Genomic DNA, 25,574 nt, shown 5'->3' on the forward strand with positions numbered 1-25,574 from the left:
ATGTCCCAGCAAAGCCTTAATGGTACCGCTTTAGATTCGGCCTATATTGCCGGAGCCAGAGGAGCAGATGCGAGTTATTATAACCCTGCTAACATGGGTTTTGAAAACGATTGGGGGGAAAACCGTAGCGAGTTTGAAATCACTAGCACGGTGATTAATATCCCCGCCTTTAAATTCATGGTGCCTACAAGTAATCAGGGGCTTTACTCAGCAACAACGCTTCAAGTCAATAAATCTCAAGAAAATATGGCACAAATCGCACAAGATCTAGGACTTGGCAATTTGGCTAATGCAATTTTGCATCATCTGGTAAATAGTGGCATACAAGATGTAAAACAACTCATTAACGATTTACAGAATATGACTAACCAAAAGGTGATCACAGTGGCCTCTTTGCCTAGTAATCAAGTTGTACCCGGTTGGACCGGTACAACTAATTTTGTCTTGCCTAAATTCTTTTATAAGAGCCGTACGCATAATGGTTTTACCTTTGGAGGGAGTTTTACCGCTCCCTCAGGTCTTGGTATGAAATGGCATGGACAGGGGGGTGAGTTTTTACGCGATGTGTTTATCATGATGGTCCAAGTAGCCCCTAGCATTAGTTATACCATTGGCCAACGCTTTTCTATTGGCCTTGCTGCGCGCGGGCTTTATGCCACCGGGAGTTTTAATAACACCGTTTATGTGCCTTTGCACGGGGCTTCTGTGTTAAGCGGAAATCAAATTGTTGGTTTGCCAAATAATGTTTTTAGTAGCCAAGTTCCCTCTAGTATGCGCGAAAAATTAGCACAAATTGGCGATGAGGCTGCTGCTAATTGTACCCCCAACATGGATCAAAATGGGCCTGCATGCATGCAATATTACAACCAACTTAAAAATGTGATGCGTGATAGCGGATTACAAGAGGCTATTTCAGATTTATACGGCACTTCTAAGGTAGTTCAATCTAGTAATGGGAGTTCTTGGGGCGGGGGGTATAAATTAGGGGCTAGTTTGAAAGTCTTTGATCATGGCATGTTTTCGGTGGTCTATAATAGCAGTGTTACTTTTAATATGCATGGCAATCTCACCGCTTTAACCCAGCTAGGTCCTGCTCTTGGTAATGTACTTACTAAAGGGAGTTTAAATATCAATGTTTCTTTGCCTGAAATCCTCAATGTAGCCTATGCCCATGAGTTTTTCAAACACCATTTGCGTATTGAGGGGGTGTATGAACGCACCTTTTGGAGTCAGGGGAATAAATTTTTAGTAACCCCAGATTTTGCCAATGCGAGCTATCAGGGCGTGGGGGGCACGGTGCAATATCTGAGTTCTGAGACTCTTAAAAAAATGGTAGGGCTAGCAGATTTTAGCGGGGTGATGAATATGGGAGCAGGTTGGAGAGATACCAATACCTTTAGACTTGGCGCAACTTACATGAGCCGTAGTTTACGCCTCATGGGAGCTCTTGCCTACGATCAAGCCCCTAGTCCTCAAGATGCGATTGGTATTCCTGATTCAAATGGCTATGCAATTGCCTTTGGTGCTAAGTATAATTTTAGGGGCTTTGATATTGGCTGGGGCGGTACTTTTATTTTTAAAAGTAACCGCAATAGTTATTACCAATCTAGTAATTTAGGGCAGTTGCGTATGTTTTCTGCCTCTTTGGGTTACCGCTGGTAGCTTTTGATTTGTTAAACTCTATAAAATTTAAGATGAAGGAAAACCATGCCTGTTTCTAGTCTTTATGTGAAAAACCGTATCCGCGGTAAAATCTCTTTACATGAAAGAGGACAAGGTAAGTACCGCGTGCATTTTGGAGCTAAAGATGTGGTGGTGCAAGCTAAATGTCTTTCTACTGAAGTAGAGGACCACCAAGAAGATGATGAGATCACCATTATTCTTAAAGTATTAGAGGTGCTTATCCCTAATTTTACACAACAACTCAAACTAGATCCTATGGCCTTTACAGGACGGATTTTAAGCATTAAACCTGATCCTAAAGAATCCCAAATGAGGCGTGTTGAAGTTAGTTTACATGATTGTAATGTAGATTTTGTTCTAGATCAAGGCTCTGTCGAGCTTTACCATTTAGCCGATGGCAAAGAATTAGTACTTTTTTGTAAGCCTGAGCACACTACTTTTTATTAAAAGACTTGGAGTCTTATTTTAAGATCAATGAAAACACCCTAGCAAGCCTTATCTAAGGCGATCTTTTATTATTTTTGGTTATGATTCTGGCTTGTAAAATGCAATGGGAGTAGAATATGCAAGTTCCCTATAAGGGCAATGGCGTAGCGGTTTGGGCTTTGTGGATTTTAAGCGGCGTGCTGTTTGTTTTATTGGGCTTAGAAACTATGTATGTTAAAGAAAACCACACTTTGATACAAAATTTAGATGTTTTCTTTATCTCTTTAATTCGCTCCCACCCCTCCCCTACAGAAAGCCATTTTTGGCTATCCATTGTGCAAGCTAGTACTTGGTTTGCACAGTCTAAACTTACCATTTCTTTGGCTTTTTTAATCGCGCTTTATTGGGTGTTTTTAAAACGTTATGCTTTGGGGATTTGGTTTTTTAGTACCGTGTTAATTGGCGAAATTGCACTTAAGATTTTTAAAAATGTGATGCAAAGACCGCGCCCCTCTACTAATGGTGTTTTAGCCTTTGCGCATGGTTTTAGTTATCCTAGCGGGCATGCGCTGGCGGCTAGTTTATTTTATGGTTTGCTCTTATTTCTTGTGTGTTTGGGGCATTTGAATAAAAGTGTTAAGGGGATACTGTGTTGTGTGTTATTGCTATGGATTTTGTTTATGATGTATGATAGGGTTTATTTAGGCGTGCATTACCCCACTGATGTGTTAGGAGGCTTTTTTATGGGTATAGCGTGGGTGTCTTGCTCTATGGGATTTTATCTTGGATTTTTAAAACGGCACTAATTTTTAGCCCTTTAGGATAGTTTGTGGATTTTAAGAGTCTACTACAGCAGGTTATCAGTTTTTTTTCAAAACTTAATAGAGCACAAAAGATCACAATCGTTACAGCTGTAACTCTCATTGTAGCCTTTTTGGTGTTTCTACTCATTTATCCCACTCATGATAAGGGTGATTTAAGCGGCTATGGAGTCTTGTTTGAGGGCATGGATAATAGCGATAATGCCTTAATTCTCCAGCATCTCCAACAAAAGCACATTCCCTATAAAATCCCCAAAGAAGACACCATTTTAATCCCCAGAGATCGCATCTATGAAGAGCGCATTTCTTTAGCCTCACAGGGCATTCCCAAAACTAGCAAGGTGGGCTATGAAATCTTTGATATTAAAGATTTTGGGGCAACAGATTTTGATCAAAATATCAAATATATCCGCGCGATTGAAGGGGAACTTAGCCGTACAATTGAAAGCCTCAACCCGATAGAAAAGGCCAATGTACACATTGCTATCCCTAAAGATAGTGTTTTTGTAAGCCATGAGATTCCGCCTACTGCCTCTGTCATGCTTAAAATCAAACCCAACATGCGCCTTTTACCAAGGCAAATCATCGGGATTAAAAACCTCATCGCCGCCTCTGTGCCTAAGCTTACGGTAGAAAATGTTAAATTAGTCAATGAAAATGGCGAGCCTTTAGGAGAAAACGATCAGTTAGATACTACCCGCGAATTAGCCCAAGCCCAGTTGCGTTACAAACAAAACTTTGAAAATATGCTAGAGAGTAAGATCGCTAATATCTTAGCGCCCATTGTAGGCGGGCGAGATAAAGTTGTAGCGCGGGTGAATGCTGAATTTGATTTTAGCCAAAAAAAGAGTACTAAAGAAACTTTTGATCCCAATAATGTTGTGCGCAGCGAGCAGACAATGGAGGAAAAAAAAGAGGGCTTGCCTAAAAAGCAAGTAGGAGGGGTGCCGGGCGTGGTGAGTAATATTGGGCCTGTGCAGGGGATAGCCAATGATCAACTTAAGGAAAAATATGAAAAATCTACTAACACCACTAATTATGAAGTGGGTAAAATGGTCAGTGAGATTAAGGGCGAGTTTGGGGTGCTCACGCGTCTTAATGCAGCCGTTGTAGTAGATGGTAAATACCAGAAGGTTAATAAAAATGGGACGGAGAGCATGGAGTATGTGGCGCTTTCTGCTGCTGAGATGGATCAGATCAATGCGCTAGTTAAACAAGCCATTGGCTATAACCAGAATCGAGGCGATGCGGTTACGGTGAGCAATTTTGAGTTTAATGCTAAATCTACAAAATATGTACCCATGAGTGCGTATGAAAGAGTTGTGGCTACTACAGAGAAGGTTCTAGGTCCCTTTTCCTCTCTCTTTAAATATATCATCGTTGGGTTAGTACTCTATGTCTTTTATAAAAAGATCATTACACCCTTTAGCCAGCGCATGCTAGAAATCCAACCCGATGAGGAGGAACAAGTACAATCTCTCTTTGCGACTGAAGAAGAAGACGATGAGGAGGTAGATAAATTTGGTGAAATGCGTAAGAAAGTAGAAGATCAACTTGGTTTGAGTGCGAGCTTTGATGAGGAAGATGTGAAGTATGATATTATGCTAGAGCGGGTACGCCATTCTTTGAAAGAAAAACCTGAAGAAATCGCCTCTATGTTTAAATTGCTGATTAAAGATGAGGTTGCTATTACTAATACGAAGGAAAAATGATGGCTAAACTAACTCCTAGACAGAAATCACAATTAGACGAATTTACCATGTCTGAAAAGATCGCTATTTTGCTTATTCAAGTAGGTGAGGAAGCAACGGCAGGAATTTTACGGCATTTAGATGTGGATTCAATTACAGAAATTAGTAAGCAAATTGTTCAGCTTAATGGCACAGATAAAGCCATTGGTGCGGCGGTTTTAGAAGAATTCTTTGCCATTTTACAATCCAACCAATACATTAACACCGGCGGGATTGAGTATGCTAGAGAACTTTTAATTAAAGCCTTAGGCCCTGAGCAAGCTAAGATCATTTTAGAAAAGCTTAGCCGTAGTTTACAAACCCAGAAAAATTTCTCTTATCTAGGGCGTATCAAACCCCAACAACTAGCCGACTTTATCATTAACGAGCACCCCCAAACTATCGCGCTGATCTTAGCCCATATGGAATCGCCTAATGCCGCTGAAACTTTAAGTTTCTTTCCAGATGACATGAAAGCTGAAGTAAGTATTAGAATGGCGAGTTTAGGCGATATTTCGCCTCAGGTGGTTAAGCGGGTTTCTACTGTGCTAGAAAATAAACTAGAAGCGCTCACTAGTTATAAAGTAGAAGTAGGGGGCTTGCGTGCGGTGGCTGAAATCTTTAACCGCTTAGGTCAAAAGGCGGCTAAAACCACCCTTGCGCGTATTGAAAACATTGATGCTAAATTAGCCAATGATATTAAAGAGATGATGTTTACCTTTGAGGATATTAGTAGCCTTGATAACTTTGCGATCCGTGAAATCCTCAAAGTGGCGGATAAAAAAGATCTCACCTTAGCCCTTAAAACCTCTACTGAAGAGTTAAAAACCAAGTTTTTAAGCAACATGAGTAGCCGCGCTAGCGATCAATTTATTGAGGAAATGGCGTATTTGGGAGCGGTTAAAATTAAAGATGTTGAATCTGCACAACGAAAGATCATTGAGGTTGTCCAGTCTCTAGCCGAAAAAGGCGTGATCCAAATGGGTGGCGAGGAAGATATTGTTGAATAACTTGGGTGATGAAAATTTAATCCCTAAGGAGGACCTTGAAAAACACAGCATTAGAAAATACACCTTTAAATCCCTAGCCGATCTGGCTACTGAAACACCGGAGGAAAAAAAGCAAAAGAGAGAAGATAAGCAAGAGTTACAAGAAGAATCTGATGAAGAACCGGTTGTACGTTCTATCCAGCAAGAAAACGATCTCATTGAATGTTTGCTTAAAAAAACAGATGAACTCTCTAGCCATTTAGCTAAGCTACAAATGCAGTTTGAAAAAACCCAAGAGGAAAACCAACAACTCATCCAGCAAACTAGAGAAGATAGCTATAAAATTGGTTTTAAAGAGGGTGAGGAAAAGGCTAAGAATGATTTAAACGCTAGCATTGATGCAGAAAAAAAACATCTTTTACAATCTATCACCACTATTGATCAAACCATGCAACAATCACAAGGCCATTTAGAAACTTTAGAGAAAGAATTAAGCGCAATTGCTGTTGAAATTGCTAAAGAAGTGATTGTAAAAGAAGTGGAGCAAAAAAGCCAAGAGGTGGCTTTGGCTTTGGCTAAGGAATTACTCAAAAATATCATGGACGCCACAGATATTTGCATGAAAGTTAATACTCTAGATTATCCTTTTCTCTTACAAAACCTTAAAGACCTACCCAAGATCAAACTTGAGCCTAGCGATGCCATTGCTAAGGGCGGGGTGCTTATTAGCAGTTCTCAGGGTAATATTGATGGGAATTTAATGGCGCGCTATAAAAACCTTAAAGAAAGCGTGCTGGATAATCTAAAGGTCTAATATGCAGCAGTTAGAAGTCTTTCAAAAGGATATAGCAGATTTAGAGCGGGTCTGTGCGCTAATTAGAGAGCGGATTTTAGAAGTGGTGAGTGCTAATGGCGGGCATTTAAGTTCTTCTTTGGGGGCTATTGAGCTCATTGTAGGGTTACATAGCGTTTTTGATAAAAATAAACACCCCTTTATTTTTGATACTAGCCACCAAGCCTACGCGCATAAACTTTTAACAGGGCGCTTTGAAAGTTTTAGTACTCTGCGCCAAATTAATGGCCTAAGCGGGTTTGTTCGGCCTAGTGAATCGCCCTATGATTATTGTATTGCCGGGCATAGCTCGACGGGAATCTCTTTAGGTGTGGGGGTGGCTAAAGCCTATGCACTTAAGGGGATTACTTCTGTACCTGTGGTGATGGTAGGAGATGGGAGTTTGAGCGCAGGGCTAGCTTATGAGGCTTTAGATGAATTAGGCGATCGCAAATACCCGCTTGTGATTATACTTAATGATAATGAAATGAGTATTGCCAAACCTATAGGCGCGATTAGTAATGCCCTTTCTCAGTTAATGGCACGCCCTCTTTATCAATCTTTTCGCGATAAGATCAAGGCTATTTTAAAATCCATGCCAGATAGCGTGAGTTATTTGGCTAATCGCTTTGAAGAATCGCTTAAACTCATCACCCCCGGGATTTTATTTGAAGAGTTAGGCATTAATTATATGGGCCCTCTTGATGGGCATGATTTAGAGGCCATTATTCAAGCGCTTAAATTAGCTAAAGAAACTAAAGGTCCTTTAATTATCCATGCCCAAACCACAAAGGGTAAGGGTTATGAAATTGCTGAGGGCAAATACGAAAAATGGCACGGGGTGGGGCCTTTTGATTTAAAAACAGGGCAGAGTCTAAAAAGCGCGCCTAAGGTGATGAGCCCTACAGAGGTGTATTCTCAAACTCTTTTAGAACTGAGTGCCCAAGATGAAAAAATTGTAGGCGTTACAGCAGCTATGCCGGGGGGCACGGGTCTTGGCAAACTCATAGATACTTACCCTACGCGCTTTTGGGATGTGGCCATTGCTGAACAACACGCTGTAACTTCTATGGCAGCTCTAGCTAAAGAGGGTTTTAAACCCTTTGTAAGCATTTACTCCACTTTTTTACAACGCGCCTTTGATCAGATTGTGCATGATGTAGGGATTATGTCCTTGCCTGTTAAGTTTGCCATTGATCGGGCTGGCATTGTAGGCGAAGATGGCGAAACCCATCAGGGTTTATTAGACCTTGCCTACTTGCGCCCCATTCCTAGCATGACTTTATTAGCCCCTAGAGATAATGCCACTCTCAAACAAGCTATTATTTTTGCTAAAGATCACCAAAGTGGCCCATGTGCTTTTAGATACCCAAGAGGATCGTTTTTATTACCAGAAGATATTTTTGAGGCTAGGCCCTTTGTATATGGAGAGTGTGAGTTGCTTTTAAGTAAGGGGGATATTTTATTTATAGGCTATGGGAATGGAGTGGGGCGGGCTTATCAGACTTTAAAATTGCTAGAGAGTGAGGGGCTTAAAATCGCGCTTTTAGACCTGCGTTTTTTAAAACCTTTAGATAGCGCGCTTAAAGAAATTTTACCCCGTTATACACAAATCTATGTTTTTAGCGATGCGTATTTAATAGGCGGTGTGGCGAGTGCGCTTTTAGAATTTATGGCAGATAGCCCCATTGCGCTTACAAGCTTTGAACTGGGTAATTTTTATATCTCCCATGGCAACACAAAGTTAATAGAACAATCTTTACAAATTGATCCAACTAGTCTGGCAAAACGGGTTTTAGAGAGAAATACATAATCTTAGTAACAAATAGCGAAAGAGCATTTAAATATTTCACGCTCAAAAGTAGATAATTTCATCATGGCGCTTTTAACAGGAATCATGCATGGCAAGCAAGCCAAAAGTGGCTCATCTATTTACTGTAGCATTGACATGCCCAATACCTTTATTTTTCACCCGCATACATCAAAAAATACATAGCAAAACACCACCTTAGGAACATACTATGGAAACGCAGATTTGTTTTTCTGATGCATACAAGCAGCACTCTTTTAGAGAATTTTCTAAAATCCATTCCATGACTTCTTATTTAGCGATGTTCCCCCCTAGTTTGCCACACTATTTTATAGAAAAATAAGAAAGTTGCGGAGATATTGTTTAGATCTATTCTGTGGGCGCGGCACAAGTGTTTTAGAGGGCTGTCGTTTAGGTCGGATTGGTGTGGGCAACGATCTAAGCCCCCTAGCTTTTTGTTTGAGTAAAGCCAAGAGTGATTTGCCAAAACCACGCAATGTTTTGAAAAGATTAAGAGAGTTAAATAGCACGTTTTGCCCACCTAGCATTAATCAAGTAGACCCAAATATTAAAATGCTTTTTGATACAAGTAAAACTTTACCCCAGCTAGTGTATTTGAAAGAGCATTTAAATATTTCACGCTCAAAAGTAGATAATTTCATCATGGCGCTTTTAACAGGAATCATGCATGGCAAGCAAGCCAAAAGTGGCTCATCTATTTACTGTAGCATTGACATGCCCAATACCTTTATTTTTCACCCGCATACATCAAAAAATACATAGCAAAACACCACCTTAAAGCTCCCTGTCAAGATGTTTTTATGCTATTAGAACAGCGTTTGAATCATCTATTTAGCCAATCTGATAGTGTTTTTCAATCTCTTTCACAATACACTAGTGGTTATTGTTTCCAAACAGATGCTATCAAATGCAGCCAAAGAATGTTGCAAAAGTTTGGAAAAAATTCTGTCGCTCTCATTGTAACCTCCCCGCCCTACCGCCTTAGAGGGAGTCTTGTTAAGAGTGGTGGATGTGGCTGATGGTTATTTAAAAAAAACCAAAATACACAAGAATTTAGAGATGATAACCTAGCTTTCAAACCTTATGCCACCTATTTACACAAACTCTTTAATAGTTGGGTAGAGATTTTAAAACCCGGTGGCCGTGCTTGTGTAGTCATTGGGGATGTCCATGATCGGCAATTAGCCTTAGATGTTTGGGAGTTTTGTAAAGGTAGTAGTGGTTTAAAACTAGAAACTATTCTTGTAGATGACATAAAGTTTTCTCCAAAAACCACAAGAATATGGGGAAACAAAAAGGGCCGTGCTACTAAAATAGATCGCATCTTGGTGTTACAAAAGGAGTGAAAAATGCTTGTTACAGATTTTACCGAGCCCATCATAAATGACAGAGAAACTAAAGCCGATTTTTTTGAAAAAATTAAACAAGAAAAGAACTTTGTCGGCTTTCTCTACGAACTAGATTATGAAGGGGCTAAAATTATCCTCAATGACAACGAAAAAAATGCGCTCAAAGGGGTACCTCTTGGTTGTTTTTTGATTGCTATTTATAGCAATGAACTAAGAGAAAATGCCTTAGAGGGAGTCTTGTTAAGAGTGGTGGATGTGGCTGAAATTCCACAAAAGCAAGAGATGATAAAGAGCTTGACAGAAACTTATATCTCTGATACCTCTGAGAAAAAATTAAACATAGACATGGATGTCTACACCCGGTATTACCACCAAAATTCAGGTTTATCTGCTCGCGCCTTGGGAACTTTTTATGTGGATCAAAATGGCAATTTAGTATTTGGCACAGATATAGAAAGTTTTTTGGGGGCGCACAATTACAAGGTGTATAAACCACAAAAAGAAGAGCTTGGGATTATTGTCAATGAAAACATGGTTAGTGATATACACACACCAAAAGAGGAAATAGGGAACTTAAGGTATGCTTCAAGCCAATCCTATGATGAGGATGGAAGCTATGCACCTGCGATCTATTTGCGCACAAATGACATCGTGTCCAGAAGAACTGCATTTTTTGGGATGACTAGAACGGGAAAATCCAATACCATCAAAATTATAGTGAGCGCCATAGAAAAACTCAATGAACAACAGAAACAACAGATAGGCCAGATCATTTTTGATATCAATGGAGAATATACTTTTGCAAATGTGCAAGATGAAACATGTATTTTTGACAAATTTAAAGATAAAAACAAGGTTAAACGCTTTAGCTTGTCTGCGCGCAAAGCACAAGAACATAAAGATGTGGAGCCTATCCAATATAATTTTTACGAAGATGAAACACTCGAGGAATCTTTTGAGCTACTTTGTGATGAAATTGCTCTTAACAAATCTTCTGATTACTTTAAGGCTTTTATGAGTGTGGACATGTTTGATCGAGAGGAGGATGATGATCATCCAGACGCTAAGAGACGCGAAGAAATTAAGAGACACAAACAAAGAAAAAGAGCCATATATCAGTGTATTTTGTATAGAGCTAAGTTTCCAGCTAAGCAAAATTATAAGGTTGAGTTCACGCGTTTCAAACTAGCTGACAAAACCTTAAAAAACAACGACGATCCCAAATACCATGAAGGAGTTTCTCTTGAACTGGCGTGTAAATATTTTGAAAATGTAGACCGTAGTTCTAATAATTTCATTATTCCTGTATAAATTAAGAAATTTGCTTTGTTAAAAGTCTTGAAGGCTACAAATGTGAGTGGATTTAAAGCCTTGATGGGCATGGATAAATTACATTCCAAAGAAGGGAGTGGTGATTCCAAAAAGAAGATAGATTCTGCCTTGCGTGCTGGAGAGATTGTTTTGCTAGATTTATCCACAGCCTCTGGAGCAGTGCAGGAAAAATATATCAGCCGTCTTTGTGCTTATATTTTCCAGCAATCTATGGATAAATTCACTAGCGAACGGACACCTGAGTTTATACAGATGTATTTTGAGGAAGCGCATAATATCTTTCCAAAAGACGATAAAGACTTAAAAAATATCTATAACCGTTTAGCCAAAGAAGGGGCAAAGTTAAACATTGGGATTAGCTATTCCACCCAAGAGGTGAGCTCAATTGCACCAAGCATCTTAAAAAACTCTTAAATGGCTTATATTTCAAGAATATAGCGGTAAAAAAGGATCTATCAGGATTTCTTGTTGGCATTGTGAATATCTCAATAATTTTAGCAAGCAAATAGAGCCTTATCAAAATAATCAGAATGATTTTCAGAACTGCCCTAACTGCCAAGAAAAAGTATATATCACCGATTATCTTGCACTACACACTTTAATAGGTGAAAGAGCCTCCAAGATCAACCACAGAGAAATCGTTGAAAGCGAAGAAGTTAGGGCCTATCTTGCCCGATGCGAAAAAATCCCCCCTCAGATAGATATTCTCAATTTTGACGACACCTGTATAGAATTATCACAAATTAGCAACCAGCTAGATTCTCATATTGAGCGCGTAGTTGTCGTAGATGGTTCTTATACAGAAATCTTCGTTGATAAACAAACCATCGATCACTTAGACATCAAAAAACTAGAAAATTGTGAACGCTTTAATTTTGTTATGCCCATGCAAAATATCCGCCTTGCAAAGAAAGATTTTACCACTACTTTTAGAGAGACACTTTATGAAATTTTTAAGAAAAACGGCCTAAGTGAGGGGAAATATAGCCTTTTAGATACTCTTAAATGGCTTATATTTCAAGAATATAGCGGTAAAAAAGGATCTATCAGGATTTCTTGTTGGCATTGTGAATATCTCAATAATTTTAGCAAGCAAATAGAGCCTTATCAAAATAATCAGAATGATTTTCAGAACTGCCCTAACTGCCAAGAAAAAGTATATATCACCGATTATCTTGCACTACACACTTTAATAGATGAAGCCCGTGGGGCCACAGGGGCACAATCTTATATTATGAGCGTGTGCGAGGTTGTGCTGATGCTTTCTATGTTTAGATATTTGTTTGAAAAAGAACAAGAGACCCAATGGTTGCCTAAAATCCTTTTTATTAAAGATGGACCTTTAGCCCTTTTTAGCAGGCTAGATGATTTTGCTTCTGAGACTGTGCGGCCATTTTTACAATTTCTTTATGAGCGATCGTTAAAAGAACATGTGGGCTATGTTAATTGGATTGGACTAGATAAAAGCGGTGAGTTTGTAGATCATGTAAGAGCTTTAGACTCTAAGATTCCAACGGGAAGCATCTTTTTGCCCGATCTAAACTACATAAGAAAGTACACCACTGGTGATAGAAAAAGTGTCTTTGGAGAAAGAACCTATTTTGGCATCAAAATGTTTATTAAGACAAACCAATCCTTTGTATTAGATGTAGCCATTCCTTTTGGTCCAAATATCAAGTATCAAGACTATATCAAAAAGCCAAATATCAAGGAGTTAGCGTGCTTATTTCCTCATGGAATTATAGAAACCAGCTTGTATTTACCCTTTCTGTATTTTGTCTTTCAAATGCGGCTGTGTTTTTGAGTAATACCCTCTGGGTAGCGCTTTCCAAGTAAGAAAATCCTAGAAGTATTTTCAAAAGAAATGCTAGAAAAATGAAATGTACAACTTAATGAACAAAAAACCCTGAGCATTCTGTAAGACCGAAGTCATAATTTTAATGAGGTCATTCTTTGCCATATAGGCGATGTTATACCTCAGCTTTAAATAATAGAAACTCCATTATCTCATACACCAATGCGTATAGAAAGCATGCTAGAATGCGCCACAATCATTAAACTTTAAAATGTGCTTAGAGTATCCAGCTTTAGTAGAATGTGTTATTAAAGAATAGAGGTAGCATGCGACATTATATGAGAATTATCGCGCTTTTGGCTTGTTCGAGTTTTTGTCTTGGGGTAGCAGAGTTTATAGTTTCTGGGATTTTAACGCGCCTAAGTGTGTATTATGGTGTGTCTAATAGTGAGGCAGGAAATCTAGCAACTTTTTATGCCTGTGGTGTAGTGGTGGGTGCACCCATTGTTAGCGTGCTTATTTCCTCATGGAATTATAGAAACCAGCTTGTATTTACCCTTTCTGTATTTTGTCTTTCAAATGCGGCTGTGTTTTTGAGTAATACCCTCTGGGTAGCGCTTTCTGCGCGTTTTATTAGCGGCCTTATGCATGGCTTATTCTTTGTCATCGCTACAATCATTAGTATTAAAGTTGCGCCCAAATCAAAAACAAGCATGGCATTAAGTCTTATGGCAAGTGGGCTTACTATTGCCCTTGTAACAGGTGTACCTATTGGTATTCTTTTATCCAAAAACTACGGGCTTTTATCTCCCTTTCTCTTGATTGCATGTTTGAGTTTTTTAGTAGCGCTTCTTGCATTTTTTGTCATGCCAAAACTTAGCAGCAAACAGGCAAATTTTAAGAACTTAGGCATTGCCTTTAAATATATCCATATTTGTCAAGGTTTTATAGTAACCGCGCTCTCATGTGGTTCTATGTTTGTTGTCTATATTTATTTGCGTATCTTATTAGAACAGCATGATTTTGATCCAGATAGCATTGCTAACATTTATCTAGGCTTTGGAATAGCCGCCATTTTTGGGAATTTATTTGGGGGCAGGCTTACAGACTCAAAAGGTTCTTTTTCGGCATTGCGCTTTTTATTAACCGTGCAGATGCTTTGTTTATGTGCTATGAGTTTTACCCATAGCTTTTCAAAGGGCGTATTAATCGCAAACATTATGGCCTTTGGATTCTTTGGCTGTGCTCTGATTGCGCCGCTTAAAATGCTAAGTAGCTATTTAGCGCGCACCTTTACACCAGATACAAAAAATGACACCATCGCGTTAAATGAAAGTTCTTTTAATGTAGGAATCACCTTTGCCTCTCTTGTAGGGGGGCTTGTGGCGCGCTATTTGTATGCAGAACTTAATGGTATCTTTGCTGGTTTATTCGCACTTGGGGCACTTATCACTCTTTTATATGGTATTAAAAAAGTTTATTTTCGCCAAAAGTAGTTATACTCATCTTTAGAAAAATACAATCAGGATTAACATGTTACAAACCACTAATTTAGGCATGCGCTATGCTAGTAAAAAGCTCTTTGAAAATGTCAATCTCAAGTTAGACGCGCACAAACGCTATGGACTCATTGGGGCTAATGGAGCGGGCAAGAGTACTTTTTTAAAGATTTTAGCCGGAGAAATTGAACCAAGCAGTGGGGAGGTTGTGATAGATGCTGGGCTTAAAAGTGGGGTTTTAGGCCAAGATCAGTACGCCTTTGAAAATTTTAGCCTTAAAGATGCAGTGCTACTTGGCAATAAAACCCTCTATGAGGCTCTAAAAGAAAAAGAGTATTTGTACGATAGCGCAGATTTAAACGATCCTATAATCAACGAGCGCCTCGCTGCGCTAGAGATGATCTGTGTGCAAGAAGATCCGCTATATGAGTGCGAGGTGGTGGTAGAAAAGATTTTAGAGGATTTAGGCATTCCTGCTAGCCGCCATAGCGATCTGATGCAAAGTTTGCCAAGTAGTGATAAATTTAAAATCTTGCTTGCTCAAGTGCTTTTTCCTAAACCTGATATTTTACTCTTAGATGAACCCACTAACAACCTAGATTTAAACGCTATTGCTTGGTTAGAGGAAAATTTAAAGCGCCATGAGGGCACGATGGTTCTTATCAGCCATGATCGCCACTTTCTTAACGCCGTTTGCACCCATATTTTAGACTTGGATTTTAATACACTTAGGGAGTTTAGTGGCAATTATGATGATTGGTACATCGCCTCTACTTTGATTGCCAAACAAAAAGAAGCCGAGCGTAATAAAAAACTCAAGGAAAAAGAGGAACTGGAGCGCTTTATCGCGCGTTTTTCAGCCAATGCTAGCAAAGCCAGACAAGCCACTAGCCGTCAAAAGCAATTAGAAAAATTAGACATTGAGAGTATCCAAGTTTCTAGTAGGCGCGATCCTAGCATCGTGTTTAAACCCAGTCGGCTCATTGGCAACGAGGCGCTAGAGTGCACACAGATTTGTAAAAAATATGGGGATTTGGTGGTGCTTGAAAAGGTGAGCCTAAAAATCGCCCCGCAGGATAAAATCGCACTCATTGGCCCCAATGGGGTAGGTAAAAGTACGCTGTGTAAAATTTTAATCGGGGATTTAGCCCCAGATAGTGGAGAAGTTACATGGGGAGCGACGGTGCAAAAGGGGTATTTTCCCCAAGATGTGGGCGAAAGCGTCTTTGGGGAGGAGAGTTTGTATCAGTGGTTGTTTAACTTTAATAAAAAGATAGAAAGTGCAGAGGTGCGCAATGCTTTAGGAAGAATGCTTTTTAGCGGAGCAGAGCAGGAAAAGAGTGTAAGCGCACTAAGTGGAGGCGAGAAACACCGTATGGTTTTGAGCAAACTAATGTTAGAGAGGGGGAATTTTTTAATTTTAGATGAGCCTACTAATCATTTAGACCTTGAGGCTATCATCGCGCTAGGCGAGGCGCTTTATAAATTTGAGGGGGCTGTTATTTGTGTAAGCCATGACCGCGAGCTTATTAGCGCCTATGCTAACCGCATTATTGAACTTGTACCCGGTAAAAAGGGCGCAAAAGTGATTGATTTTAAGGGCAGTTATGAGGAGTATTTAGCTAGTCAGGGGTGAAACTTTTTAGTGTCCGGGCTTATTTCACATTTTTTCCTGTGTTCAAAGTGTTCTAGTTTTAAGGTGGATGATGCATAAGGTGGGTTTGCTAGGGATTTTAGAGATTTCTTGGAAAATCTGAAGTGGCAAATTTGCCAACCCGATCACCAGTGGAAGATCAAAGGATTTATTGATAATGAAAAGCAGTTGTTTTCGATCTCTAATGATACAAAAGTAGTCTCCAAAATTTTGGAGATTCACATGTTTCCCTATATTTTAGAGTTTGCTAAGAATTGTGGCTTTGAAGTTATTTTACCAAGCCATCAAAATTACTACCCGGATTTGTCATTTGTATCTAAGATAAATCCAGAGATCAAATACGCTATTGACTTGAAAACAACCTATCGCAATGAAAAAAACCCCAATTTTTGTAATGGCTTCACCCTAGGCTCCCATGGGGAATATTTTAGGAATAGGGAATCTTGTAAAAACATCCAATTTCCTTATAAGAGTCATAGTGGGCATTTTTGTAATACAAAATAGCAAGTGACACGAGTGGGAGTGGGAATACGGCCAATATTGGGAGTATTAAAGTTATTGAGAACATTTTGCACGAAAGGGGGATATTTGCGGAATGGGGGGAGGAGATTTTTGATGATTATTGGATGAACTATGGACGCATCACTAAAAAAGAGTTCCCCCTCTAAAGATTCAAGGTATTAAGTCCAAGATTGTCCCCTATATCAAAGAGCTATTTAGAGCTTGGGATATGTCAGGGATTTATTACGAACCTTTCATGGGAAGTGGTGTGGTTGTGTTTAATTTATCTCCCAAAATAGCGGTTTTTAGCGACAGCAACCCACATATTATTAATTTTTACAATGCCATTAAAAGAGGTGACCTTACTAAAGATTCAGCGCGTGCATTTTTGATTCAAGAAGGTAAAAATTTGGAAAAAAGGGGCAAGAATATTACTTAAAAGTGAGACAGAGATTTAACAAAGGCCAAAACTCCCATGATTTTTTGTTTCTAAACCGCAGCTGTTTTAATGGATTGATGCGTTTTAATTCTAAAGGGGGCTTTAATGTCCCCTATTGTAAAAAAGATCACCGTTTTACTCCTGCTTACATCACAAAAATTACCAATCAAATTGAGTGGGTCAGTAGACGCATCGCCCAAAATGACTACACATTCCTCTGTTGTGATTTTACACAGATTTTTAAAAAGGCGCGAGGTGGTGACTTTACCTATTGCGATCCCCCCTATATTGGCAGACATGCAGACTATTTTAGCTCATGGAGTTATACACACGAGGAAAAACTCCATGATTTACTCAAACACACACAGGCTAGTTTTTTGCTTTCCACTTGGCATAGCAACGCGTACAGACAAAATCCATATACCCACCACTATCAGGAATACCAAATTAAACTCCTCGATCATTTCTATTACTTAGGAGGTAGAGAGGAAAACCGTAGCGCCGTTAAAGAGGCCTTGATACAAAGCAAGAACTTCTGATGCGGTTTGTTTAACTTATCTTAGCACAATACCCCATTCTTGCTAACTTGTAATTAACCTCTAAGAAAACACCTTTATCAAGTGAACCAAGATAAGCGTACACAGCCCCCCACAAATCCCAGCTAATGCATCATCACCCACAACTCCCAATCCGCCTTTCACATCGCGATCAATTTTACCAATAAGCGAGGGTTTATAAATATCAAAGAGTCTAAAGAAAATAAAGCTTAAGAGTACGGGCAAAAACCCCCACCCAGCAATAGCCATAGCCATCCACATGCCCACTAGTTCATCAATAACAATATATTTTTCGTCATGGGTTTGGGTTTGTTCCTCATAAATGTCAATTTGCTTAATGGCAATGAGCCCTATTAAAATGGCGCATAAAAAAAGCGTGTTGGCTGAAGCATACAAAAGAGGCAAACCTAGAAAAAGAGCGACCACACTCCCAGCCGTGCCCGGACCCTTTGGGAATTTCCCCGAATAAAAGAGAGTTAGAAAACAGATACGGTTAAAAAAAGACATCTTACTTTCCTTAGTTTTTCAATATTGTAGCGCATAGATGCAAATTAGAGACTTTTATCCGCGCACATAAGGATTTTATGCTACAATTTCAAACCTTTTAAATTAACCGCTAGAGTTGCAGAGTATCGCGATTTACAGGCCATTTATAACGCGTGTTTAGCTTCTATGGGCTGCCTTCTTTAGAAAAAAGATAGGCATGCTAAGCCTTACTTTCCTCAAAACCTATCCCAATCAAGTTAAGTAACATAGAAAAGGAAAAAGCATGCCATTTTTTAGCAAAAAAGAAAACAGCGAGAATACGCAGCTGCAAACCATTACCAAACTCACAGAGCAAAACAATATTCTAAGTGCCATTAACAGCGCCTTTAATCGATCGATGGTTTTGATTGAGTTTGATATTGAGGGCAAAGTGATTACGGCTAATGAGAATTTTTTAAAAGTGATGGGTTACACTTTAGAGGAAATCAAAGGTAAGCACCATTCAATGTTTTGCGATCCTAAGCTGGTGGCTTCGCCCACTTATAAAGAGGCATGGGCACAACTGCGATCAGGGCAGTTTAAACATGACACTTTTAAACGCATCACTAAGTCAGGTAAGGAGGTGTTTTTAGAGGCCACCTATAACCCTGTTTTAGATGTTAATGGCAAGGTCTTTAAGATTGTTAAAATTGCTACAGATGTTACCGCTAGAGTTGCAGAGTATCGCGATTTACAGGCCATTTATAACGCGTGTTTAGCTTCTATGGCTTTGATTGAGTTTGATATGGAGGGTAATATCATAACAGCTAATGAGAATTTTTTAAAACGAATGGAATATAGCCTTTCTGAAATTAAGGGCAAACACCACTCTATTTTATGCGATCCTGAATTTGTAAAAACCCAAGAATACAGAGATTTTTGGAATCGTTTAAAATCCGGACAATTTACACGAGGCACATTTAAGCGCCTCACTAAATCGGGTAAAACTGTCTATCTAGAGGCTAGCTATAACCCGGTGTTTAATAGAGATGGGGAAATTTATAAATTTATTAAGTTTGCTTGGGATGCTACAGATAGAGAAGAAAAAGCCCACATGGTTATTGATCTGATCAGAGAAAACCAGCAATTAACCGACCATGGAAACGAAATGATTGAAAAAACAACTTCTAATATCCAAAATGTCGCTAACACCATGAAAAACAATAGCAATTTAGTCAACACCCTTAGCGCCCAGTCTGACTCTATTTCTACAATCACACAGACGATTAAAGATGTCGCCGATCAAACAAACTTATTAGCCCTCAATGCTGCTATTGAAGCCGCGCGCGCAGGCGAACATGGACGCGGGTTTGCGGTGGTGGCTGATGAGGTGAGAAAACTTGCCGAGCGCACGGGAAAATCAGTAACTGAAATTTCTGCTATCATTGGCCAAATCCGCGAGATCACCTCCCAAGTGGTAACCGATATTACCGCTGGTACGCAAGAATCCCAAAAGACTGTGGATCTCTCCTATGAGACTAAAAATTTAATGGAGAAAATCAAGGCAGCTAGCGATCGAGTCGCACAAAGAATGGGGGTTTAGCCCTAATCTTTTCCTCTATCTTTTTTAAACAATGATTACACAGCACGGCCACCGGGTTTTAAAATCTCTCTATTAAAGAGTTTGTGTAAAAGGGAGCTTTAAGGTGGTGTTTTGCTATGTATTTTTTGATGTATGTGGGTGAAAAACTAAAGGTTTAAAAGCATTTTAATATTAGGGTCTACTTGATGGATGCTAGGTGGGCAAGACGTGCTATTTAACTCTCTTAATCTTTTCAAAACTTGGCTTTACTCAAACAAAAAGCTAGAGGGCTTAGATCGTTACCTACACCAATCCGACCTAAACGACAGCCTTCTAAAACACTTGTGCCGCGCCCACAGAATAGATCTAAACAATATCCCCGGGTTTTGTATATTTTTCTATAAAATAGTGTGGCAAACTAGGGGGAAACTAGCTAAATAAGAAGTCTAGAGTGGATTTTAGAAAATTTCTTATAAGAGAGTTTATCAAAAATCAAAATTGCCCTCTTGTCCTTTATTCATGCTTGTATACACACTCTGTACATAGGCTTTTCGATCCGGACAATCCAAGACCAAACTACACTGCAAACAGGATTTTTTGCCCTTTCTTTCCTGACAGGCCTGTACTTTTGATAAACAGGTTTCTAGCTTTGTTTCAAATGATTCTGCCATGTTGGTAACACCTGCATTTCTACTTTAGAACCTAAAAAACAAGGGCTTTTGGCATGCAACTCTTCTAAAGAGGTGTTTAAAAGTCTTGTATTCCCATCACTGCCCTCCCCGCCTGCATTTTCTACAATAAAAGCTAAAGGATAGACTTCAAAAAGTTTACGCAACTTACCTTGTGGCGCATCATAAGTAGAGGGGTAACAAAATATCCCCCCCTCCCTAGTTAAAAGGTGGTGGACATCAGCTACCATACTCCCACTATAGCGCAAGCGATACCCTTGTTTAAAAAAATGATCTAAAAATGCCTTATATTCTTGAGTAAAATACTGCCAACTACCACCGGGTGCGATGTTTTTACCTTTTTCTTGGAGTTTTAGATCGCCTTTTTTAACCCAGATTTGCTGGTACTCATCGTATAATTCGTGCTGTACTTGTTTATCTATAGAGATCACTAACTCTAATTTAGCCCCGTAAAGAATATAAGCAGCCATTTGGACTTTTTGGCCTATTTGTGAGTCTTTAAAGCCAAGAGGGGTGCGTGCATATATGCTAAAAATACTCCCCACCAAGAAATTAGCCCCCACCACACTAGAACCATCTAAAGGATCAAAAGCCACTAAAAAATCCCCTAAATCTTTATAGTGCGCCTCTTCTCTTTCCTCACTCATCACCCCCCCCACACTTTTTAAACCCATAAGAGTTTCAAAAATAAGCGCATCTACGGCCAAATCTATGGCTAATTGTCTATCTGCTGTTGGGTTATACCCTTCTGTATAGCTAGTATCCCCCTTTTTGATAGCCTGATAAATTTTAGGGGCTAAAGAGCGCAGGGCTTGTAAAATCTCTGTTTGCATACAGTGTCCTTTGGTTAAAATAAAGGCGCGTCCATTGACTCAGGAATGGGCAAACCCATTAATTTAAGTACACTGGCTGCGACATTATTAAGCCCTCCATGTTTAACACGCGTAACACCCTTGCCCATGACAAAACAATACACTTCATTAGTGCTATGATTGGTAAGCATTTGCCCCTCTTTGGTGTGCATTTGTTCACAGTTGCCATGATCGCTAGTTAAAAGCATAGCATAATCTAATTTTTTAGCAAGTTGTATAACTTGCGCTAAGGCTTTATCTAGTGCTTCTATAGCTAAAACACTAGCCTTAAAATTACCCGTATGGCCAACCATATCCCCATTAGCAAAATTAACAATGATTAAATCCTTACCCTCTTGCATGCTAGCACACACCGCATCGGCTACTTTAAAAGCGCTCATTTCAGGGACTAAATCGTAGGTTTTAACCTTAGGGCTAGGGATTAAAATCCGCTCTTCATTTAAAAAGGGGGTTTCAATGCCTCCATTGATAAAAAAACTCACATGGGCATATTTTTCCGTCTCAGCAATATGTACTTGGCTAAGATTAGCGCTAGATACAACCTGAGCTAGGGTATTTTGAATATCTGGTTTAGAAAAAAGTACCGGGTAGGGAAAATCAGAACTATAAGCCGTCATGGTGGCGATGTAAAGTTTTGGTGCTTCTCTTACAGAGTCTTTAAAGACTTCTAAATCCCCCCCTAAAACCTGAGTGAGCTCGCGCATGCGATCGCTTCTAAAATTGATCATAATAACCCCGTCCCCATCAAACATACCGCTGTATTCTTTAAAACTCACCGGTTCTATAAATTCATCGCTAATCCCTTGATAATACATCTCTTTGATGTAGCGCTCTGGAGTAAATTCTGTTTTATTGCTAGCATGGACAATACTCATATAAGCTTTAAAAATGCGATCGTAGCGTTTATCACGATCCATAGCAAAAAAACGCCCTGAGAGGGTGGCAATCCTAATATTCTCATTACAAATTGAAAGAATCATATTTAAGTACTCTAGCGCGCTTTGTGGCAGTACATCACGCCCATCGCTAATAAGGTGCAAATATACTTTTTTATCCAATCTTTCTAAGAGTAAAGCCATGCTCATGAGATGATCAATATGGGCATGCACGCCCCCATCGCTCATTAAACCGATGACATGCACAGTTTGGGTGTGATCTGTAACACTCTTTAGCGCTAAATTTTCCTCCATTTTATCTTCTGCAAAAGCCTTAGAAATCTTGACTAAATCTTGATAAAGTACGCGCCCAGCCCCTATACACATATGCCCCACTTCTGAATTACCCATTTGCCCCTCAGGTAAGCCCACACTTAAACCATGTGTTTTAAGCAAGCTATGAGGGATATTAGCAAACATCCAATCATAGGTGGGTTTTTTAGCATGGAAAAAAGCATTGCCCTCAGATTCAGGGTTATGCCCGACTCCATCGGTGATAATTAGAAGGGTTTTTTGCATTTTAAAAGACCGGAGATTCTTGCATTAGAATAATGGAATTAGCATCTTTGCTATTTTTAGGGGTTTTTCCTGATGATGGTTGTGGGTGTGTGGTGGTGCTGTGTTGGGGCTTTTGGGGGGTGTTAGAGTAATGAGGTCTACTTTTTTGTCTTTTGCGACTAGATAGAGATTTATGGGTAGAATGGGCTGTATTTAGGGCAATTTTAGGAAGAGCTTTAGACTGAATAATCTTAGGTTCTGGCCGGATTGGGTTTTCATGGTGGATCTCCTCATGGTGGATTGCTGGTATAGGTTTAGGCGCAGATTTTTTTGTAGAATCCACTGCCTCCTCTAAGGCAGGCATCACACTTTGCAGGGTTTTAATTTTAGCCACTATATCCTCGTAGTATTCATTAGCCATCTGATCAAAGTGTTCACTCTTTTGCCAGCGCAAACCCCTATGATAGGATTTAATCATGTCTTTTAAATTCCCCTTGTTAATGCGCTTCCAGCTAACTAAAGTATCTAAAGCCACGCGGGAGGCAAAATTTTGATCTTTAATGAGTAAATCCCCATAAACACCTTGCATAAAACTCGTATCGCGTTCATTGTAGAGTTTAAGTACATGGGGGATATAGGCGTGGTAAATCCCTGCGCTTGGTTCATTAAAATTTACCCGGTACATACCCGCACAAGATTCTTTCCAAGCAATAGCAGCTAGTTCATAGCCTAAATTATCTTTTAAACCATAGCGGTAGGCATACACTAAAACCTGTTTTTGCGCGGGGGTGAAGTTGCGCGGGTCAACACACTCGGCTAAAGTAGCTTTTTTTGCAAAAAGGACACCCGCAAAACAAAATGACACAAATAAAACACCTTTACAAAAAGCACCCACCCTACACTCCATACTAAAACCTCATTAAGAGTTTTTCATTTTATTTTGATATAATCTTAGCATAAGTAACCCTTGATCAGCATAAAATACAGATGACCGCTATAGAACCACAATAGGAGCTTACTTGAATCAAGCTTTACTCGTTGAAATTCTCTTAGAAGAGATGCCAGCTAAGCCTCTCTTGCAGGAATTTATGCATTTAAAAGACAAATGGCGCTCTGTCTTAGAAGAATATGATTTAACAAGTCAGACTGATTTTTATTATACCCCTACACGCCTAGTTTTATACGCTCCAGATTTCCCCACAGAGACTCCAACCCACACCCAAGAACACTTCGGACCTCCTTTAAATGTGGGTATGGATGGGAATACTCTAAATGCTATCGGGCAAAATTTTTATCAAAAACTCCACCTAGACCCTACAGTGGCTCTACAAACCGCTACAAAGGGAGCAAAAGAAGTTTTATACGCCACCACCACAACACCTAGCAAACAAACGGCCACTCTCTTAGATACGCTACTACTAAACTTTCTTAAATCTTTAGATTTTGGTAAAAGCATGGCATGGGGAGATGTGCGCGCGCGTTTTATCCGCCCTATCCACAATATCTGCGTGATTTTTAATAACCAAGTGATTGATTTAAGCGCGTGCATGCAAACCTTTGCTTGTAGTGATAAACGAGCGACAAAACTTCACTTTGCAAAGAGCTTTGATTATTTAAAAACCCCCAGTGTTGAGCATTATTTTGGAGTACTCAAAGAGGGTTTAGTGCTTTTAGACCCTAAAGAGCGGCGTGAAAAAATCCTTACAGAAATCCGCCTTTTAGAACAACACCACCAAATAGAGGTACAGATTAATCCGGATTTATTAGAGGAAATCATCGCTATCACCTCCTACCCCACAGCTTTATACGGGCAATTTGATGCTAAATTTTTAGAACTGCCTGCTGAGATCATCACCACTTCCATGCAAGAGCACCAACGCTATTTTGCAACCTTTAGGGGAGGTGTTTTAAATAATGGCTTTATTGTGGTGAGTAACACGCCTCTAATCCATGTACAAGATTTTACAGAGATCATTGTGGGTAATGAAAAAGTTCTAAGGGCGCGTTTGAGTGATGCGATGTTTTTTTATTATAACGATTTAAATAAGCCCTTTAATTTTAAACAATGCGCGCATGCTTTAGATCAAATTGCCTTTATACAAGGTCTTGGGAGTTTGAAAGATAAAATCAAACGAGAACAACAAATCGCGCGCTATTTAGTGCAAAAATTCATGTTAGAGATAGAAGAAGAGCAAGTATTAGAGGCTTTAAGTCTAGCTAAAATTGATCTACTCAGTGAAGTGGTTTATGAATTTCCAGAATTACAAGGGGTAATGGGTTCTTATTATGCTAAACACCATGGTTACCCCCTCGCTATTTGCATGGCCATTAAAGAACAGTATTTACCCACCGCTGAAAATACGCCCCTCCCTACAACTTTACTAGGCGCTTTGGTGTCTTTAAGCCATAAACTAGATAGTCTGCTTTCTCTTTTTAGTATTGGAAAAATCCCCACAGGTTCTAAAGACCCCTTTGCCTTGCGCCGTAGCTGTAATGGGGTTTTGCGTATTTGTTTGCAGTACCAAATACCTTTTAATTTAGAAAGCGATTTACTAGCTTTACAAAATCTAGGCTATAAACCCTTTGATGTCAAAATATTAAGAGATTTTATACTAGAGCGTTTTCTCCATGTTTTATCCACTATTCCTAATTTTTATCCTAACTTGTATAAGGGAGTTTTACAAGGCATTGAAACCCTCAATCAAGGAGATTATGAAATCTGCCAAATTGATGCCAAAGTCCGGGCTCTTGTAGCTTTTTTTGAAAAAACACAGACTAAAGAATTTGTGGCCGTATTTAAACGAGTGGCTAATATTACACAAGATTACAAGGATACAAAACCAGTTGATCCAGAACTCTTTATAGATTCAAGTGAAGTGGATTTATTTACAGCCTATCATCAGCTAGAAGCTACACATTTTGACTCTTTACAGGATAAAATCCATGCGCTTTTTGCGTTAAAAGAGCCTTTAGAGGTGTTTTTTGATCGCGTACTTGTCAATGATGCTAACCAGCGTATCCAGCATAACCGTAAAGGGTTATTGTGGTTAGTTTATCGCGCGTTTTTAGGTGTGGCTGAAGCCAAAGCTTTATAG

25 protein-coding genes and 2 pseudogenes are annotated in these 25,574 nt (G+C 39.4%); 22 read left to right on the plus strand and 5 right to left on the minus strand.

Going from position 1 to position 25,574, the window contains the following annotated elements:
• The 19 genes from OO773_RS01150 (at position 1) to OO773_RS01240 (ending at position 17,420) form a co-directional block, all read left to right on the plus strand.
• Positions 1-1,662, plus strand: a complete 1,662-nt coding sequence (locus OO773_RS01150; protein ID WP_104705969.1) for an OmpP1/FadL family transporter — start codon at positions 1-3, stop codon at positions 1,660-1,662.
• 45 nt (positions 1,663-1,707) lie between these two features.
• The gene (locus OO773_RS01155; RefSeq protein WP_034375246.1) at positions 1,708-2,130 is read left to right on the plus strand and encodes a hypothetical protein; all 423 of its coding nucleotides are present in this window, start codon (positions 1,708-1,710) and stop codon (positions 2,128-2,130) included.
• Positions 2,131-2,246: 116 nt separating this feature from the next.
• Entirely contained in the window at positions 2,247-2,915 is a 669-nt protein-coding gene (locus OO773_RS01160) for a phosphatase PAP2 family protein (RefSeq protein WP_006564906.1), read from the plus strand.
• A 23-nt stretch (positions 2,916-2,938) separates the two neighbouring features.
• Positions 2,939-4,642 (plus strand): flagellar basal-body MS-ring/collar protein FliF, encoded by a 1,704-nt coding sequence (gene fliF / locus OO773_RS01165; RefSeq protein ID WP_006564905.1) that lies wholly within the window; start codon positions 2,939-2,941, stop codon positions 4,640-4,642.
• The gene (fliG, locus tag OO773_RS01170; protein WP_006564904.1) at positions 4,639-5,670 is read left to right on the plus strand and encodes a flagellar motor switch protein FliG; all 1,032 of its coding nucleotides are present in this window, start codon (positions 4,639-4,641) and stop codon (positions 5,668-5,670) included. Before fliF ends, fliG begins: the two co-directional genes overlap by 4 nt.
• Positions 5,663-6,463 (plus strand): flagellar assembly protein FliH, encoded by an 801-nt coding sequence (gene fliH / locus OO773_RS01175; protein ID WP_080552469.1) that lies wholly within the window; start codon positions 5,663-5,665, stop codon positions 6,461-6,463. The genes fliG and fliH overlap by 8 nt, the downstream gene beginning before the upstream one ends.
• 1 nt (position 6,464) lies before the next feature.
• The gene (gene dxs / locus OO773_RS01180; RefSeq protein ID WP_006564902.1) at positions 6,465-8,294 is read left to right on the plus strand and encodes a 1-deoxy-D-xylulose-5-phosphate synthase; all 1,830 of its coding nucleotides are present in this window, start codon (positions 6,465-6,467) and stop codon (positions 8,292-8,294) included.
• A gap of 208 nt (positions 8,295-8,502) precedes the next feature.
• Complete coding sequence (locus tag OO773_RS01185) at positions 8,503-8,634, plus strand: hypothetical protein (RefSeq protein ID WP_264828615.1); 132 nt, start codon at positions 8,503-8,505, stop codon at positions 8,632-8,634.
• Positions 8,635-8,639: 5 nt separating this feature from the next.
• Complete coding sequence (locus tag OO773_RS01190; RefSeq protein WP_264828616.1) at positions 8,640-9,074, plus strand: hypothetical protein; 435 nt, start codon at positions 8,640-8,642, stop codon at positions 9,072-9,074.
• Positions 9,075-9,112: 38 nt separating this feature from the next.
• A complete protein-coding gene (locus tag OO773_RS01195; protein WP_264828617.1) occupies positions 9,113-9,331 on the plus strand; it encodes a hypothetical protein in 219 nt (72 codons plus the stop codon).
• Positions 9,332-9,661: 330 nt separating this feature from the next.
• On the plus strand, positions 9,662-10,972 hold the full coding sequence (locus OO773_RS01200; protein WP_264828618.1) for an ATP-binding protein: 1,311 nt from the start codon (positions 9,662-9,664) through the stop codon (positions 10,970-10,972).
• Between the two features lie 42 nt (positions 10,973-11,014).
• Complete coding sequence (locus OO773_RS01205; protein ID WP_264828619.1) at positions 11,015-11,407, plus strand: hypothetical protein; 393 nt, start codon at positions 11,015-11,017, stop codon at positions 11,405-11,407.
• A 472-nt stretch (positions 11,408-11,879) separates the two neighbouring features.
• Complete coding sequence (locus tag OO773_RS01210; protein WP_264828620.1) at positions 11,880-12,797, plus strand: DNA double-strand break repair nuclease NurA; 918 nt, start codon at positions 11,880-11,882, stop codon at positions 12,795-12,797.
• A gap of 317 nt (positions 12,798-13,114) precedes the next feature.
• On the plus strand, positions 13,115-14,284 hold the full coding sequence (locus OO773_RS01215) for an MFS transporter (RefSeq protein ID WP_040499066.1): 1,170 nt from the start codon (positions 13,115-13,117) through the stop codon (positions 14,282-14,284).
• 37 nt (positions 14,285-14,321) lie between these two features.
• Positions 14,322-15,923 (plus strand): ABC-F family ATP-binding cassette domain-containing protein, encoded by a 1,602-nt coding sequence (locus OO773_RS01220; RefSeq protein WP_006563934.1) that lies wholly within the window; start codon positions 14,322-14,324, stop codon positions 15,921-15,923.
• A gap of 108 nt (positions 15,924-16,031) precedes the next feature.
• On the plus strand, positions 16,032-16,445 hold the full coding sequence (locus OO773_RS01225) for a type II restriction endonuclease (protein ID WP_073115332.1): 414 nt from the start codon (positions 16,032-16,034) through the stop codon (positions 16,443-16,445).
• Positions 16,446-16,489: 44 nt separating this feature from the next.
• Positions 16,490-16,609, plus strand: coding sequence for a type II restriction endonuclease (locus OO773_RS01230; RefSeq protein WP_305887624.1), 120 nt, complete (start codon positions 16,490-16,492; stop codon positions 16,607-16,609).
• A 62-nt stretch (positions 16,610-16,671) separates the two neighbouring features.
• Positions 16,672-16,881 carry a DNA adenine methylase gene (locus tag OO773_RS01235; RefSeq protein WP_050780137.1) on the plus strand — a complete coding sequence of 70 codons (210 nt, stop codon included), beginning with the start codon at positions 16,672-16,674 and terminating at the stop codon, positions 16,879-16,881.
• A gap of 2 nt (positions 16,882-16,883) precedes the next feature.
• Complete coding sequence (locus OO773_RS01240) at positions 16,884-17,420, plus strand: Dam family site-specific DNA-(adenine-N6)-methyltransferase (RefSeq protein ID WP_050780138.1); 537 nt, start codon at positions 16,884-16,886, stop codon at positions 17,418-17,420.
• A gap of 60 nt (positions 17,421-17,480) precedes the next feature.
• Here the strand turns inward: OO773_RS01240 and OO773_RS01245 are convergent, their stop codons facing one another.
• Entirely contained in the window at positions 17,481-17,945 is a 465-nt protein-coding gene (locus OO773_RS01245) for a phosphatidylglycerophosphatase A family protein (RefSeq protein WP_006563935.1), read from the minus strand.
• 376 nt (positions 17,946-18,321) lie between these two features.
• Here OO773_RS01245 and OO773_RS01250 point away from each other — a divergent pair.
• A pseudogene (locus OO773_RS01250) lies at positions 18,322-18,951 on the plus strand (PAS domain-containing protein); the annotation flags it as partial.
• A gap of 177 nt (positions 18,952-19,128) precedes the next feature.
• A pseudogene (locus tag OO773_RS01255) lies at positions 19,129-19,506 on the plus strand (methyl-accepting chemotaxis protein); the annotation flags it as partial.
• A 464-nt stretch (positions 19,507-19,970) separates the two neighbouring features.
• Here the strand turns inward: OO773_RS01255 and OO773_RS01260 are convergent.
• From OO773_RS01260 to OO773_RS01275, 4 genes are read right to left on the minus strand one after another with little or no spacing between them, the layout of a single operon-like run.
• A complete protein-coding gene (locus OO773_RS01260; RefSeq protein ID WP_073115334.1) occupies positions 19,971-20,156 on the minus strand; it encodes a hypothetical protein in 186 nt (61 codons plus the stop codon).
• Positions 20,129-21,007, minus strand: coding sequence for a class 1 fructose-bisphosphatase (locus OO773_RS01265; protein WP_034376107.1), 879 nt, complete (start codon positions 21,005-21,007; stop codon positions 20,129-20,131). The genes OO773_RS01260 and OO773_RS01265 overlap by 28 nt, the downstream gene beginning before the upstream one ends.
• Before the next feature lie 14 nt (positions 21,008-21,021).
• Entirely contained in the window at positions 21,022-22,500 is a 1,479-nt protein-coding gene (gene gpmI / locus OO773_RS01270; protein ID WP_006563938.1) for a 2,3-bisphosphoglycerate-independent phosphoglycerate mutase, read from the minus strand.
• A gap of 1 nt (position 22,501) precedes the next feature.
• Positions 22,502-23,344, minus strand: coding sequence for a hypothetical protein (locus OO773_RS01275; protein WP_232087230.1), 843 nt, complete (start codon positions 23,342-23,344; stop codon positions 22,502-22,504).
• Positions 23,345-23,498: 154 nt separating this feature from the next.
• Between OO773_RS01275 and glyS the strand changes: the two genes are divergently transcribed.
• On the plus strand, positions 23,499-25,574 hold the full coding sequence (gene glyS, locus OO773_RS01280) for a glycine--tRNA ligase subunit beta (RefSeq protein WP_231102889.1): 2,076 nt from the start codon (positions 23,499-23,501) through the stop codon (positions 25,572-25,574).

The organism is Helicobacter suis HS1, from assembly GCF_026000295.1.
GTDB lineage: Bacteria > Campylobacterota > Campylobacteria > Campylobacterales > Helicobacteraceae > Helicobacter > Helicobacter suis.